3 protein-coding genes are annotated in these 18098 nt (G+C 44.0%); all 3 read left to right on the forward strand.

The features are described from left to right. Window positions 1-18: 18 nt before the first annotated feature. The 3 genes from QUA54_RS03690 (at window position 19) to QUA54_RS03700 (ending at window position 18049) form a co-directional block, all read left to right on the forward strand. On the forward strand, window positions 19-5880 hold the full coding sequence (locus QUA54_RS03690) for an AAA family ATPase (RefSeq protein ID WP_333413401.1): 5862 nt from the start codon (window positions 19-21) through the stop codon (window positions 5878-5880). Between the two features lie 65 nt (window positions 5881-5945). After that, window positions 5946-11351 (forward strand): AAA family ATPase, encoded by a 5406-nt coding sequence (locus QUA54_RS03695; protein WP_333413339.1) that lies wholly within the window; start codon window positions 5946-5948, stop codon window positions 11349-11351. Between the two features lie 77 nt (window positions 11352-11428). Continuing rightward, window positions 11429-18049 carry a PAS domain S-box protein gene (locus tag QUA54_RS03700; RefSeq protein ID WP_333413341.1) on the forward strand — a complete coding sequence of 2207 codons (6621 nt, stop codon included), beginning with the start codon at window positions 11429-11431 and terminating at the stop codon, window positions 18047-18049. Window positions 18050-18098 lie beyond the last annotated feature (49 nt).

Here is an 18098-nt window from a genome sequence, read left to right on the forward strand (position 1 = left end):
TATCAAACAACAATGAACATGAATCCCTCCGACCAAAACAGTAACCCTCCGACAATCATTCAAATTCCCAACTATCAAATTATCGAAAGAGTTTATTCAGGAAGTCGCACCTTGGTATATCGGGCTATCCGTACCAATGACCAATTACCTGTGGTCATCAAACTGCTGAAAAATGACTATCCCACCTTTAGCGAATTGGTACAGTTTCGCAATCAATATACTATTGCCAAAAATCTCAACTCACCGCTAATAGTCCAAACCTATAGCTTGGAACCCTATGAAAATGGCTATGCGTTAGTCATGGAAGATTTCGGGGGAATTTCTCTTGACGAATGGGGGGTGAAAAGGAAAAAACTCCTCTCTTTGAGAGAGTTTTTGGAAATAGCAATCGCCCTCTGCAATACCTTAGATATATTGTACGGTCATCGCATTATTCATAAAGACATCAAACCCAGTAATATTTTAATTAATCCCTCAACCAAACAAATCAAATTAATTGACTTTAGTATTGCATCCTTGTTACCCCGAGAAACCCAAGCGCTCATCAATCCCAATGTTTTAGAAGGAACACTAGCTTATATTTCCCCAGAACAAACAGGACGAATGAATCGGGGGATTGACTACCGGACTGATTTTTATTCTTTAGGTGTGACTTTCTACCAATTACTGACAGGAAAATTGCCTTTTGAATCAAAGGACCCGATGGAGTTAGTACATTGTCATATTGCAAAAAATCCACCGGACTTAAGGAAGAAAAACGGAAAAGAGATTCCGCAAGTTTTCTGTGATATTGTCATAAAGTTAATAGCGAAAAATGCGGAAGATAGATATCAAAGTGCCTTGGGACTGAAAGCTGATTTAGAAAATTGTTTACATCAACTTCAAGAAACTGATAAGATTGAGGGCTTTGAGATTGGGCGACGGGATATGTGCGATCGCTTCATCATCCCCGACAAACTCTACGGACGAGAAACCGACGCAGCAACCCTGCTCCAAGCCTTTGAACGAGTCAGTACAGGCAGCACAGAAATGATGCTAGTGGCAGGTTTTTCTGGAATTGGCAAAACCGCAGTCGTGAATGAAGTTCACAAGCCAATTGTCAGACAACGGGGCTACTTCATCAAAGGTAAATATGACCAGTTCAACCGCAACATCCCGTTGAGTGCCTTTGTGCAAACCTTCCGGGACTTGATGGGACAACTATTAAGTGAAAGTGATACTCAGGTGGCGCAGTGGAAAGACCAAATCCTCTCAGCTTTGGGTGAGAACGGGCAAGTCCTAATTGAAGTCATTCCCGAACTCGAACAGATTATCGGCAAACAACCTGCTGCCCCTGAACTTTCAGGTAGCGCCGCCCAGAACCGCTTCAACTTGCTATTCCAGAAATTCATTGCCGTATTCGCTAAAGCAGAACATCCTTTAGTGATGTTCCTCGATGACTTGCAGTGGGCAGATTCAGCCTCATTGAAGCTCATGCAAGTGCTGATGAGTCAAAGTGAAGTGGGCTGTCTGCTGACTATTGGGGCATACCGAGATAATGAAGTCTTCCCCACTCATCCACTAATGCTGACATTGGAGGAGATGAAGAAAGACTCAGCAACTATCAGCACCCTTACCCTCGCTCCATTAAGTCAATCTCACGTCAATCATTTGGTTGCCGACACCCTCAGTTGTTCCAGAGTTTTAGCGCAACCCTTGAGTGAGTTAATCTATCAAAAAACCAAAGGCAACCCTTTCTTTGCCACTCAGTTTCTCAAAACCCTGCATCAAGAGGGCTACATTGCCTACGATCTGCAAGTCGGAAACTGGCAGTGCGATATGGTAGCAGTGCGCTCGCTCTCGCTCACCGATAATGTGGTGGAGTTCATGGCACTGCAATTACAAAAGTTGCCACAAGCTACTCAAGAAATACTGAAGTTAGCGGCTTGTGTGGGAGCAAAATTCGATTTAGAAACATTGGCGATCGTTTCACAACGCTCACCAACCGATGCCGCAACAGCATTGTGGAAAGCCTTGCAGGAAGGCTTGATTTTACCCACGAGTCAGATTTACAAGTTTTTTCAGGATACACAACAGTCCCAGGCAGAGGATACGGTTAATCCGACCTATCGATTTTTGCACGATCGCGTCCAGCAAGCCGCCTATTCTTTAATTCCCACCGATCAAAAACAAGCAACCCACCTGCAAATGGGACAATTGCTCCAGCAAAAGCTCTCAGAAATAGACCGAGAAGACAAGATTTTTGATATTGTCGGGCATTTAAATTTAGGCATAGAGTTAATCGCGCAACCGCAGGAACGGCAAACTCTAGCACAACTGAACTTGAAAGCGGGAACTAAGGCTAGAAGTGCTACTGCGTATGCTGCCGCAAGGGTTTATTTGCAAAACGGGCTGGAGTTACTTTCGCCAGACTGCTGGGAAACTCAGTACGAATTGACGCTCAATCTGTATGTAGCCGCAGCCGAAGCCAGTTACTTGAATAGTGACTTTGAGGGCATGGAGCAGCTTGCCGCATTCGTCTTGCAGCAGGCACAGACGATTCTCGACAAAGTGAAAATCTACGAAATTCAAATCGCCGCACACACGGCTCGTAACCAAACATTGCACGCGATCGCCGTAGGTACAAAGGCACTGAAGCAATTGGGGGTAGAGTTTCCGACAGAAGCAGACGAAGCCCAGATTGGCAATGCTTTACAGCAGCTCAAGGAGCAACTAAGCGGCAGAGAGATTGCCGAACTGGTTGAGTTGCCTGTGATGAGCGACCCCAATGCCCAAGCTGCCATCCAACTGTTAGGAATATTATTTTCACCGATTCTACAGGCAATGCCCGGATTGCTGCCTCTGTTGGGCGCGACGATGGTGCAATTATCGCTGGAGTTTGGCAATGCCCCCGCCTCAACGATCGGCTATGTGATTCATAGCATGGTGCTGTGTGCTTTTTTGGGCGAAGTTGAAACTGGCTATAAGTTTGGTCGATTAGCACTCGCGGTGCTAGAGCAGGTGAATACTCAAAGCATGAAGTGCATCACTCTGGGGAAGTTTGGGTTTTTCATTCAACCTCACCAGGAAGCGTTGCGGGCAGCACTTGTGACGTTGAAAGAGAGTTACAAGGCAGGCATGGAAACAGGAAATCTGCTCAGTGCTGGCTACGACATCGGGAGCTACTCCCATCTGGCTTTTTTCGCAGGTGTAGAACTAGACCTGTTGGAACCCGAATTAGCAGCTTACAGTGCTGCTATGGCTCAGATGAAGAATGATTCAGCACGTTTTCTTTTGGACATGACGTGGCAAACGGTACAGAATTTGCGAGAAACGGTGAGCCAGCCCGATCGCCTAATGGGTACTGCCTATGATGAAACCGTGATGCTGCCCAAGCACCAGCAGGATAACGAACTCATGATGATTGTCGTTGTCTACATCTTCAAACTGCTGCTTGCCTACTGCTTTGGCAATTATCCGGCTGCTCTCGATATCCTCACCCAACTCAAGCCCTGTTGGATGGTACTATCGGGAACGGTTTTTATTCCCATTTTTCATTTCTATGCGGCGCTGACGCACCTGGCACTTATACCCACTAGGTCAGAACCAGAGCAAACTGAACTGCTGACTGTGGCTGCCACCCATCAAGCAGCTCTGCACCAATCAGCGCACAATGCCCCGATGAATCACTTGCACAAATGGCATCTAGTGGAAGCAGAGCGATATCGGGTGTTGGGTAACAAAGCTGCTGCCATTGAGCATTACGACCAGGCGATCGCCCTGGCTCAAAAGCATCAGTTCACCAACGATGCAGCCTTAGCCAATGAACTCAGCGCTAAGTTCTATCTGGAATGGAACAAACAACGCATCGCTGGGGAATACATGATTGAAGCCTATTACGGCTATGCTCGCTGGGGAGCCAAAGCCAAAGTTGCAGACCTAGAACGTCGCTACGGGCAACTGCTGGCTCCTATCCTCGGGCAAGCTCACTCTGCCCTCTCGGTCAACGAAACCGTCTTTGCTGTAGGAACCGTCACCTCCAGCAGTTCCTCCTCCACTGTCTCCAATTCCCTCGACCTCTGTGCCATCCTCAAAGCTTCTCATGCTATTTCAGGTGAAATCGAACTGTCCAAACTACTTTCATCGTTGCTTGAGATCGTCATCGAAAATGCTGGAGCCGATAAATGCGTGTTAATGCTGTTGCGAGACGAACACCTGCTAATTAAAGGGTCAATTACCCTGGGGTCAGAGCCGATCGTGTTGCAGCGCCTTCTGGTTGAAGAGAGTCAGGAAATTCCTCACAGACTAATTTACAAAGTCAAGCACGAGAGGCAGACTGTTGTGCTGCTGGATGCGACAGCCGAGCCGACCTTAATAAATGACCCGTATATCATGCGTCAGCAGCCGAAGAGTATTTTGTGCAGCCCGATTTTGCATCAAGGGAAGTTGCGGGGCATTTTATATCTAGAAAATAATTTAGTAACGGGGGCGTTCACGAGCGATCGCGTCGAACTGCTCAATTTACTTTGCGCTCAAGCGGCAATTTCTATAGAAAATGCCCGACTTTATGAGCGATCGCAGAACTATGCTCAACAGCTAGAACAGTCTCTGGAAGAGTTAAAGATTAGTGAAGCCCGCTTTCAGAAACTTGCCAACAACGTGCCTGGCTTGATTTATCAGATTCGGATTCAAGCCGATGGTTCTGCTTCAATGCCCTACGTCAGTTCTGGATCTCAAACACTCTATGAAGTGGCGGCAGAGGATATGATGGTAGGAAAATGCAGCCTACGCGATTTTGAACATCCCGACGATCGAGCAGAGACGTTTCGGGCAGTTATCGAGTCCGCTCAAACGCTCACCCAATTTCAACATGAGTGGCGGATTATTACTCCCAATGGGAATGTGAAATGGGTGAAAGCCGCTTCTCAGCCAGAACGTAGAGAAGACGGAGAAATCGTTTGGGATGGAATGCTGATTGATATTACCGATCGCAAGCAAGCAGAAGCAGCGGTGATTCAAAAATCACAGGAACTCGAACAGACTCTGGCAGATTTGCAGAACACCCAACTGCAAATGGTGCAAAGCGAAAAAATGGCATCACTCGGAAATCTGGTAGCAGGTGTTGCTCATGAAATCAACAACCCCGTCGGCTTTATTTGGGGCAATTTGAATGAAACCCAGCAAACCGTGCAAGACTTAGTGGAGCATCTCAATCTCTATCGATCTCGCGCCCCAGAAACAGAGCTTGCAGACCATGCCGAAGATATCGATTTAGACTATATCATCGAAGACTTGCCTAAAATGATTGACTCCATGAAAGTGGGATGCGATCGCATCAAAGATATCAGCACGACGCTCCGTACCTTTTCTAGGGCTGACAAAGACTACAAAGTTCCTTTTAATGTCCACGAGGGGATAGATAGCACGCTTTTAATTCTCAAATATCGATTGAAAGCTAACGAGCGGCGACCCGCTATTGAAGTAGTGAAAGACTACGGGAATATTCCAACAATCGAATGCTTCCCCGGACAGCTAAACCAGGTGTTTATGAACATTCTCGCCAATGCGATCGATGCACTGGAAGAATCAAATACAAATCGCAGCTTTGCAGAAATCAAGGCTAATCCCAACCGCATTACCATTCAAACCTCCTTAGTAGATGACCAAGTAAAAATTAGTATTGCTGATAATGGTATGGGGATGAATGAATCTGTCAAACAAAAAATATTTGACCATTTATTTACGACAAAAGCAGTCGGAAAAGGAACGGGTTTGGGATTGGCGATCGCTCGTCAAATCGTCGTCGAAAAACATAGCGGTTCCCTGAACGTCAACTCTCGACTGGGAACAGAAACTGAATTGATCGTCACCTTGCCCACTCACACCGAACAAAAAAGTTAAGACTCTCTCTTCTTCTGACTTGTTTAAGCAAGCACTCACTCATAAATGATCAAACAACAATAGCCATGAATCCATCCGACAAAAACAGTAATCCTCCCACAATCATTCAAATTCCCAACTATCAAATTATCTCCACAGTTTATTCAGGAAGTCGCACCTTGGTATATCGGGCTATCCGTACTTCAGACCAATTACCTGTCGTCATCAAACTGCTGAAAAACGACTATCCCACCTTTAGCGAACTCGTGCAGTTTCGCAATCAATATACTATTGCCAAAAACCTTAATTCACCTAGTATCGTCCAAACCTACAGCCTGGAACCCTATGAAAATGGCTGTGCGTTAGTGATGGAAGACTTTGGCGGGATTTCTCTTCAGGAATGGGCAGTCAAAGGGAAAAACGCATTCTCATTGAGAGAATTTTTAGAAGTCGCGATCGCCATCTGCAATACCTTAGATATATTGTATCGCAATCGCATCATTCACAAAGACATTAAACCCAGCAATATCTTAATTAATCCCGAAACTAAACAAATCAAATTAATTGACTTTAGTATTGCATCCTTGTTACCGCGAGAAACCCAAGCGCTCATCAATCCCAATGTATTAGAAGGAACACTTGCTTATATTTCTCCCGAACAAACAGGACGAATGAATCGGGGGATTGACTACCGGACTGATTTTTATTCTTTAGGTGTGACTTTCTACCAATTACTGACAGGAAAATTGCCTTTTGAATCAAAGGAACCGATAAAGTTAGTACATTCTCATATTGCTAAAACCGCACCCTTAGTACATGAAGTCAACCCACAAATCCCGCCTGTACTATCAGAAATCGTTAGTAAATTAATGGCAAAAAATGTCGAAAATCGTTATCAGAGTGCATTAGGAGTGAAGTTTGATTTAGAAAAATGTTCAACTCAACTTCAAAAAATAGGTCAAATTGAATACTTTGAAATTGCTCAAAAAGATGTAAGCGATCGCTTTACCATCCCCGAAAAACTCTATGGCAGAGAAAACGAAGTAAATCAACTATTAGGTGCCTTTGAAAGAGTCAGCACAGGTAACACCGAAATCATGCTAGTGGCGGGATTTTCTGGAATTGGAAAAACTGCCGTAGTTAACGAAGTACATAAACCCATTGTTCGGCAACGGGGTTATTTTATTAAAGGCAAATATGACCAATTTAAACGCAACATTCCCTTTAGTGCCTTTGTGCAAGCTTTCCGCGACTTAATGGGGCAATTACTATCTGAATCAGATGCCAAATTGCAAAGCTGGAAAAATCAAATTATAGTAGCAGTGGGAGAAAATGGACAAATCTTAATTGACGTAATTCCTGAGTTAGAAAATATCATTGGCAAACAGCCACCAGCCACAGAACTATCAGGCAGTGCTGCCCAAAATCGGTTTAACCTCCTATTTCAAAAGTTTGTACAAGTTTTCACTCATCAAGAACATCCCTTAGTAATGTTTTTGGATGACTTGCAATGGGCAGATTCTGCATCCCTGAATTTATTAAAAATACTGCTACAAGATACAGGATATTTATTAGTATTAGGAGCTTATCGCGATAATGAAGTTTCACCAGTACATCCATTTATTTTAACTGTAGATGAGATTGTAAAAACTGGAGCAACAGTTAATACAATGACCTTGCCACCGTTAAGGGAATCAGAGATGAATTGCTTGGTAGCAGATACGCTGAAGTGCCAATTATCCCTGACCGAGCCTTTGACTAAATTAGTTTATCAAAAAACCCAAGGAAATCCTTTCTTTGCCACCCAGTTTCTCAAAGTCTTACATGATGATAAGTTAATTAGTTTTGATTGGGACATTTGCCATTGGCAGTGCGATATTGCCAAAGTCAAAGCCTTAGCAATTACTGATGATGTAGTAGAGTTTATGGCATTGCAATTACAGAAATTGCATATAGAGACTCAAAATCTTCTCAAACTAGCGGCTTGTATTGGAGCCGAGTTTGATTTGAATACTTTAATAATTGTTAGTGAGAAATCTGTAGGAACAACAGCTATGATTTTATGGGAAGCATTACAAGAAGGCTTATTAATTCCCACTACCAGAATCTATAAATTTTTTACACAATCGGATAGTGAAGAAGTTTTGCCAGCCTCAGCCAATCCGACTTATCGGTTTTTACACGATCGGGTTCAACAAGCTGCCTATTTGTTGATTCCAGAGGAACAGAAACAACTGACTCATCTTGCCATTGGACAACTGCTTTTACAAAATACTGACAAAGCGCAACAAAATGAACGGATTTTTGAGATTGTCAATCAGTTAAATTATGGCATTTCACTTCTTTCCTCACTCGCTCAGTGTGAGCAGTATGCTCAATTAAATCTGAGGGCTGGTCGCAAAGCCAAAGAATCAACTGCCTATAGCGCAGCACAGAATTACCTCGCTCAGGGAATACAGCTATTAAGGGCAAGTGATTGGGAGGTTAATCCTAATCTGAGGCAAAGCTTGTACGAGGAAGCGGCAGAAGTCGCATTGCTCAATTGTGATTTTGAGCAGATGGAATCTCTGATTCAGGTTGTCTTACAACAAACTACTACCTTACTTGGACAGGTGAAAGTATATGAGGTCAAACTCCAAGCATATAAGGTACAAAATCAACAGCTTCAGGCGATTAAAATTGGTCTAGAAATCCTTCAGAAATTGGGGGTAAGTTTTCCTGAGTCCGTCACCCCTTTAGAAATTCAACAGTACGTCGAAAATACACTGGCATCTTTACCGAGTTGTGCGATCGAAGAGTTAGTAAACTTCCCAGTCATGCAAGATGCGAATGCTTTAGCTGCTTTACGAATTATGACTAGCCTGGTTCCGTCCGTTCATCAGGTGGCTCCTCACCTTTTTCCAATTATTGCCTGTCAAGAGGTCAATTTATCGCTTAAATACGGTAATTCACCTTTTTCTGCACCGGGATACGCAGATTTTGGGATTATTGTCAGCAGTGTGTTGAATAAGCTAGAAGAAGGGTATCAATTTGGACAGCTAGCACTTAAAATCATGGAGCAATTCTCTGACAGATCGGTTCAGAGCATGACTCAGTTTAAGGTTGCTGCCTTTAATCAATCGAATCGAGAAAGCATTCAAAAAGCGATTAATTTATTGAAGGAGTCCTATCAAGTTGGATTAGAAACAGGAGATTCAGTTCACTCACTTGTTTCCACTTCGTTTAGGTTAATGTACACCTATTTAAGTGGTGCAGAGGGGCTAGAAACATTACTAGAAGAACTTGCTATTTATCAAGCAAATTTTGCAACAAGTCAACATTTTTTAAGTTGGGCACATATCCTGCGCAATTCTATCAAAAACCTTACTGAGTTTAGCGAAACTCCAAGCTGTCTTGGTAGTGATGCTAGCGATGAAGCGGAGTACCTATCAAGACTATGTAAAGAAAATGATGAAGTAGCCCTCCATCTATTTTATCTATGTAAGTTGATGTTGAGCTTCTTGTTTAGAGATATTGCTGTTGCAATTCAGGATGCAGATGAAGGCGAAAAATATCTTAAAGCTGGTATGGGAATGCCTTCTGCACCAGTTTATTATTACTATGATTCATTAGCTCGTCTGACACTTTATCCAACGGTCGATCCTTCGCAGCAAGTAAAACTTCTCTCTCAAGTTGAAACTAACCAAGCAAAAGTAGGCATCTATGTCAGTGCTGCACCAATCAATTATCAACACAAGTATTTTCTGGTAGAAGCACTACGGTGCTGCATTTTAGGTAACAGAGCAGAAGCGATCGATCTGTACGATCGCGCGATCGCTGGAGCTAAAGCCAATGGCTACATCCAAGAAGAGGCTTTAGCCAATGAACTAGCCGCCAAATTTTATCTCGACTGGGGCAAAGAAAAAGTAGCTCAAGCCTACATGATTGAAGCCTACTACGGCTATGCTCGCTGGGGAGCCAAAGCCAAAGTTGCAGACCTAGAACGTCGCTACGGGCAACTGCTGGCTCCTATCCTCGGGCAAGCTCACTCTGCCCTCTCGGTCAACGAAACCGTCTTTGCAGTAGGAACCGTCACCTCCAGCAGTTCCTCCTCCACTGTCTCCAATTCCCTCGACCTCTGTGCCATCCTCAAAGCTTCCCAAACACTCTCAAGCGAAATCGAACTCGAAAAACTACTTTCATCGTTGCTTGAGATCGTCATCGAAAATGCGGGGGCCGATAAATGCGTGTTAATGCTGTTGCGAGACGAACACCTGCTAATTAAAGGGTCAATTACCCTGGGGTCAGAGCCGGTCGTGTTGCAGCGCCTTCTGGTTGAAGAGAGTCAGGAAATTCCCCACAGACTAATTTACAAAGTCAAGCACGAGAGGCAGACTGTTGTGCTGCTGGATGCGACAGCCGAGCCGACCTTAATAAATGACCCGTATATCATGCGTCAGCAGCCGAAGAGTATTTTGTGCAGCCCGATTTTGCATCAAGGGAAGTTGCGGGGCATTTTATATCTAGAAAATAATTTAGTAACGGGGGCGTTCACGAGCGATCGCATCGAACTGCTCAATTTACTCTGCGCTCAAGCGGCAATTTCTATAGAAAATGCCCGACTTTATGAGCGAGCGCAAACCTATGCCCAACAGCTAGAACAAGCCTTACAAAACTTGCAGCAAACCCAATTGCAAATGATTCAAAGCGAAAAGATGTCGGCTTTGGGAAACTTAGTAGCTGGCGTTGCTCATGAAATTAATAACCCCGTCGGCTTCCTAACTGGCAATTTGAATGAAGCCAAACGCACAGTTCAAGACTTAACAGAACATCTAGCTTTGTATCGCACCCAAGCATCTGCTGCCAACATTGCCGACCATGCGGTCGAGATTGATTTAGACTATATCATCGAAGATTTGCCCAAAATGATTGACTCGATGCAACTGGGATGCGATCGCATCAAAGGTATTAGCACTTCACTCCGCACGTTTTCTAGAGCCGACAAAGACTACAAAGCGCCCTTCAACATCCACTCTGGACTCGACAGCACAATCTTAATTCTCAAATATCGATTGAAAGCCAACGAGCGGCGACCCGCAATCGTTGTAGTGAAAGACTACGGGAATATTCCCGAGATCGAATGCTTCCCCGGACAGCTTAACCAGGTGTTTATGAACATTTTTGCCAATGCGATCGATGCACTGGAAGAATCAAATACAAATCGCAGCTTTGCAGAGATCGAGGCTAATCCCAACCGCATTACCATTCAAACCTCCTTAGTAGATAACGGCGTAAAAATTAGTATTGCTGATAATGGTCGGGGGATGAATGAAGAAATTAAAGCCAAAATATTTGACCATTTATTTACGACAAAAGCAGTCGGGAAAGGGACGGGTTTGGGATTGGCGATCGCGCGTCAAATCGTCGTCGAAAAACATAGCGGTTCCCTTCACGTCAATTCTATAATGGGAACAGAAACTGAATTTATCGTCACCTTACCCACTCACACTTAACAAAAAAGTTAAGACTCTCTCTTCTTTAGGCTCATTTAAACAAGCAATCGCTCATCAATTATCAAACAACAATAACCATGAATAACTTTGACAAAAATAGCGACACTCCTACAAATGTTCAAATTCCCAACTATCAAATTATCTCCACAGTTTATTCAGGAAGTCGCACCTTGGTATATCGGGCTATCCGTACATCAGACCAATTACCTGTGGTCATCAAAATTCTGAAAAACGACTATCCCACCTTTAGCGAACTCGTGCAGTTTCGCAATCAATACACCATTACCAAAAACCTTAATTCACCTAGTATCGTCCAAACCTACAGCCTGGAACCCTATGAAAATGGCTATGCGCTGGTAATGGAAGACTTTGGCGGGATTTCTCTTCAGGAATGGGCGATTAAAGGGAAGAACGCACTATCTTTGAGAGAGTTTTTGTCAATCGCGATCGCACTGTGCAATACCTTAGATCTACTGTATCGCGAGCGCATCATTCACAAAGACATTAAACCCAGCAATATCTTAATTAATCCTGAAACCAAACAAGTCAAATTAATCGATTTTAGTATTGCATCCTTGTTACCGCGAGAAACCCAAACACTAATCAATCCCAATGTCTTAGAAGGAACACTAGCTTACATTTCCCCAGAACAAACTGGTCGGATGAATCGGGGGATTGACTATCGGACTGATTTTTATTCTTTAGGCGTGACTTTCTACGAATTACTGACAGTCAAATTGCCTTTTGAATCCAATGACCCCATGGAGTTAGTACATTCTCATATTGCCAAAGCCTCGCCTTTAGTACATGAAATTAATTCTCAAATTCCCTTTGTACTATCACAAATAGTCACCAAACTGATGGCGAAAAATGCCGAATCCAGATATCAGAGTGCGTTGGGGATCAAGTTTGATTTAGAAAATTGTTTAACTCAGTTACAAGTTACGGGTTCAATTGAGAGCTTTGAGATTGCACAGAGGGATGTATGCGATCGCTTCATTATTCCCGACAAACTATACGGACGAGAAGCCGAGGTATCAACTCTACTCCAAGCCTTTGAGCGAGTCAGTCAAGGAGCCACAGAAATGATGCTAGTCGCTGGTTTTTCGGGGATTGGAAAAACAGCAGTTGTCAACGAAGTGCATAAACCTATTGTCAGGCAACGCGGTTATTTTATCAAAGGAAAATTTGACCAATTTCAACGGAATATTCCCTTCAGTGCTTTTGTGCAAGCGTTCCGAGATTTAATGGGACAATTGTTAACCGAAAGCGATCCACAAATCCAGCACTGGAAAAACCAAATATTATCAGCAGTTGGAGAAAATGGTCAAGTAATTATTGAAGTCATCCCCGAACTAGAAACAATTATTGGTCCACAACCATCCGCACCAGAATTATCAGGAACAGCCGCCCAAAATCGGTTTAATTTATTGTTTCAAAATTTTACCCAAGTTTTTACCAGTGCTGAACATCCCTTAGTGATGTTCTTAGATGATTTGCAATGGGCAGATTCAGCATCGCTGAAGTTAATGCAATTATTAATGGCTGATACAAGTCATCTTTTATTAATTGGTGCCTACCGCGATAACGAAGTCAATCCAGCACATCCATTAATGTTGACTTTGAGTGAAATCCAAAAAACAGTCTTCACGATTAATACGATTACTTTAGCACCACTGAGTCAAGTCACAGTGACTCAATTAGTTGCTGATACCCTGAAATGCAGAAAAAATTTAGCTTTGCCTCTTTCTCAATTGGTATTTCAGAAAACCAAAGGAAATCCCTTTTTTGCTACACAGTTTCTCAAGGTATTACATCAAGAGCAACTGATTCAGTTCACCCCCCCAGCCCCCCCTTATCAAGGGGGGGCTACGGGGGGGTGGCAATGTGACATTGCACAAGTTAAGCAGCAAGCAGTTACGGATGATATTGTGGCTTTTATGGCATTGCAATTAGGAAAAATGCCTCCCTCAACTCAACAGGTATTGCAGTTAGCAGCTTGTATTGGGAATCAGTTTGATTTAGTAACTTTGGCAATTGTTTCGGAACACTCAGAGGTAGAAACGGCTTCTAATTTGTGGAGATCACTGCAAGAAGGATTGATTTTACCAATTAGTAGTTCTTATAAATTTTATCATGGGGAAGAGCAGCAAGAATCGGCAGTGGAAAGTGAGAATAGCTCTAAACAAATAGCTAAATATAGCTTTTTACACGATCGCGTCCAACAAGCCGCCTATTCCCTAATTCCCGATCGCCAGAAAGCTTCAATCCATCTGAATATAGGTCAACTGCTGCTCGCTCGCACATCAGATATAGAACAGACCAACAAACTATTTGATATCGTCAATCACCTGAACAGGGGATTGAAATTGGTCCTTGAGCCCGCAGAACGAGAGAAAATTGCCCAGTTAAACGGACTCGCCGCCAAAAGAGCCAGGTCTGCAACCGCATATCAGTCTGCTATGACCTACGCAACTACGGGAATCACGCTGCTAAAGCCCGATTGTTGGCAAAGTCAGTATGAATTGGCTCTAATGTTGCATGAATTGGCGGCTGAAAATGCCTTTCTTGCTGGAGAACTCGAGCAAATGGAACATTGGGCCGAGATAGTGTTGCAAGAAGCGAAAACACTACTCGATCGGGTGAAAATCTACGAGATAGAGATTCAAAACCATATATTCCAGCATCAATTCTTGGATGCGCTCGCCTTGGCGAAACAAGTGCTAAGTCAATTGGGTATTCAATTACCCGATTGTCCTACTCAGGAAGATATCCAGCAGGGATTTCAGTATACGGTGAACCTGTTGGCAGGTAGACCGATCGAGGAGTTATTAAACCTGCCCCCCATGACGGCATCTGAACCCCTGGCAGCGATGAGAATTGCCGCCAGCGCTGCACCAGGCATTTATAATACAAATCCTTTGTTATATCCATTACTGATTTTTTCGCAGGTAAATGCCTCGATTCAACATGGCAACGCACCGTTCTCTGCCTTCTTTTATGTCAGCTATGGCCTGCTCTTGAATGGCATTTTAGAAGACATGGAAGCGGCAGAGCGGGCTGGCAAGCTAGCGTTAGCGGTAATCGAAAAACTCAATGCCAAGGAGGTTGAATGTAGAATCCGCGTCATATTGGGGGCATTTGTTCTGCATGGAACTACTCATTTGCAAATGTCAGTGCCAGTTCTACGGGAAAGCTACCAAATTGGATTAGATACCGGAGATTTGGAATTTGCGGGTTATGGCGCATTTCATAGCTGCAAAATTGCCTACTTCAGCAGTCAGGAACTCTTAACGCTGGAGCGAGATATCCACGTCTACAGTCAGATGCCGAAGAATCTCAAGCAGGTTCAGACGTTTAACTGCTTTCAAATACTCAGACAGGCGGTTTTAAAACTGTTGGGCAATGCTCACAATTCCCAGCTTTTGGTGGGCGATATGTGCGACGAGGCGCAGTTCCTACCCCAGTTGTTGGCAGCCAACGATCTGCAGGGGCTTCATTTCTTCTATCTCCATAAATTGATTCTTGGCTATCTGTTTGGTGAAACGGCGCAATCCCTGTCAGAGATTGCGACTGAGGGCAGACAGTATTTAGCAGCAGGGGCAGGTATTGTTACGGTGCCAATCTTTTACTTCTATGATTCTCTTGCTGCTTTAACTGGAGATTGTAGTGGGGATTCTGATTTGACCGATCGCTTGCAACGGGTAGCAGAAAATCAGACAAAGTTGCACAAGCGAGCGCACCATGCACCGATGAACTACTTGCACAAGTGGCATTTAGTGGAGGCAGAAAAATGTCGAGTGTTAGGTGAAAAAGCCTCAGCGATCGACTATTACGATCGCGCCATTTCAGGAGCCAAAGAAAACGGTTATATCCAAGAAGAAGCACTTGCTAACGAACTGGCGGCAAAGTTCTACCTCGACTGGGGCAAAGAGCGCATTGCCCAAGAATACATCACCCAAGCCTACTACGGCTATGCTCGCTGGGGTGCTAAAGCTAAAGTTGCCGACTTGGAAAGGCGCTATCGGCAACTGCTGGCTCCCATATTACAGCAAACCCGTTCTCCCCTCTCCACTAATGAAACCATCTTCGCCTTGGGAAGTCTCACTTCCACAATTGGAGCAACTTCTAGCAGTAGCAGTGTCTCTGTCGCTTTAGATTTAGCTGCAATTCTCAAAGCTTATCAAACTATTTCAGGTGAAATCGAATTTGAAAAACTGCTTTCATCGTTGCTTTCGATCCTCATCGAAAATGCGGGAGCCAATAAATGCGTGTTAATGCTCTTGCGAGACTCGCGCCTACTGATTAAAGGGTCAATTACTGTGGGAACGGAACCAGTCGTATTGCAACGCCTTCCCATTGAAGAGTGCCAAGACATTCCCCACAAACTAATTTACAAAGTCAAGCACGAGCGGCGAACTGCTGTGCTGATTGATGCTAGTGCCGATCCGACTTTAGCTAATGACCCGTATATTATTCGTCAGCAGCCTTCTAGTATCTTGTGCAGCCCGATTTTGCATCAGGGCAAGTTGTTGGGCATTTTATATCTAGAAAATACTTTAGTAACGGGGGCGTTTACGAGCGATCGCGTCGAACTCCTCAACATACTTTGCGCTCAAGCTGCTATCTCACTAGAAAATGCTCGTCTCTATCAGGAAGCCCAACAAATGCTGGCAGAACTCAGTGCCAGCAAAGCCCGCTTTCAGAAGCTGGTGGATAATGTGCCTGGGATGATTTACCAGATCCGTCTGGATCTCGATGGTTCTGTTTCAATTCCCTACGTTAGTCCAGGCTGCGCCGATCTATATGAAGTACCACCTGAAGAGTTCTTGACAGGAATCAGAGACTTTCGGATGCTGGAGTATCCCGACGATCGCCCAGCCATGACCCAGGCGTTCGTCCATTCTGCCCAGACTCTCATGCCATTTGAGCAGGAATGGCGTATTGTTACGACCTCTGGCACTGTGAAATGGGTGCAGGCGGCATCACGACCAGAACGGCAAGCCGACGGTTCGATTATCTGGGATGGCGTGACGATCGATATTAGCGATCGCAAACTTGCAGAGAAATCTCTCAGACTCACTCAGTTTGCCATCGATCGTTCCAGCGTGCCGGTCTGGTGGGTTAAACCTAGTGGACAGATTTCTTATGTTAATGATGCCGCCTGCCGCGATCTCGGCTATTCCCGAATAGAGATTTTGCAAAAACACGTTTGGGACTTCAACCCCGATCTTTCGTCAGAAGCTTGGAAAAAGCATTGGCAGGAGGTTAAAGAGCAGGGTTCCTGTGTCTTGGAAACTTACAATTTCAACAAATCAGGGCATTGCTATCCGGTAGAAGTAACAGTTAACTACCTTGAACTCGACGGCGAAGAGTACAACTGTACGTTTGTGAAAAATATTAGCGATCGCCAACTTGCAGAAGCACAACTCCGAGCATCTCAACAACGACTCCAGCTATTGGTTCAACAAACTCCACTAGCAGTGATAGAGTGGGATACCAATTTTCAGGTTACTGACTGGAACCTAGCAGCAGAAAGAATCTTTGGCTACACCAAGCAGGAAGCTTTGGGGCGTAAATTCACATTCATTATTCCTCAAAGCATTCAAGCAGAAATGGAGCTAGTTAGCATCGATATCATATCGCAGCAGGGCGGTAATTACAGTATCAATGAAAATGTTACCAAGGATGGCAAAAGTATTATTTGTGCTTGGTATAACAATCCACTTGTGAATGCCAAGGGCGAGTTAATTGGAGTTGTTTCCTTGGCAGATGATATTACCGAGCGCCAACTAGCCGAAGCGGTCATCATTCAAAAATCTCAAGAATTAGAGCAAGCCTTACATGATTTGCAGCAAACCCAATTGCAAATGATTCAAAGTGAAAAAATGTCAGCGTTGGGTAACTTAGTTGCTGGTGTCGCTCACGAAATCAATAACCCCGTTGGCTTCCTAACTGGCAATTTGAGTGAAGCCAAATCCACAGTTCAAGACTTAGTGGAGCATCTCAATCTCTATCGATCTCGCGCACCAGAAACAGAGATTGCAGACCATGCCGAAGATATCGATTTAGATTATATCATCGAAGACTTGCCCAAAATGATTGATTCGATGCAATTGGGCTGCGATCGCATCAAAGGTATCAGCACTAGCCTTCGCACGTTTTCTAGAGCTGACAAAGACTACAAAGTTGCTTTTAACATCCACGAGGGCATCGATAGCACGACCTTAATTCTCAAATATCGATTGAAAGCCAACGATGAGCGGCCTGCGATTGAAGTAGTGAAAGATTACGGCAATATTCCGGCGATCGAATGCTTCCCCGGACAGCTTAACCAGGTGTTTATGAACATTTTCGCCAATGCGATCGATGCGTTGGATGAATCAAATACTGGTCGAATTTTTTCGGAAATTCAGGCGAATCCCAACCGCATTACAATTACTACTTCAAGAGAAAACCATCAGGTCAAAATTGTCATTGCTGATAATGGTCAGGGGATGGATGAATCTGTCAAACAAAAAATATTTGACCATTTGTTTACTACAAAATCGGTTGGAAAAGGTACGGGATTGGGATTGGCGATCGCGCGTCAAATTATCGTCGAAAAACATGGCGGTTCCCTGAACGTCAACTCTATAATGGGAACAGGAACTGAATTTATCATCACCTTGCCAACTAAATCCGAACAAAAAAGTTAATTTTCTGCCAGCATTCAGACTCATTTAACAACGACTGACTCATCAATTA

Origin of the sequence: Microcoleus sp. MOSTC5, assembly GCF_036701825.1 — a bacterium.
Taxonomy (GTDB): domain Bacteria; phylum Cyanobacteriota; class Cyanobacteriia; order Cyanobacteriales; family Microcoleaceae; genus Microcoleus; species Microcoleus asticus.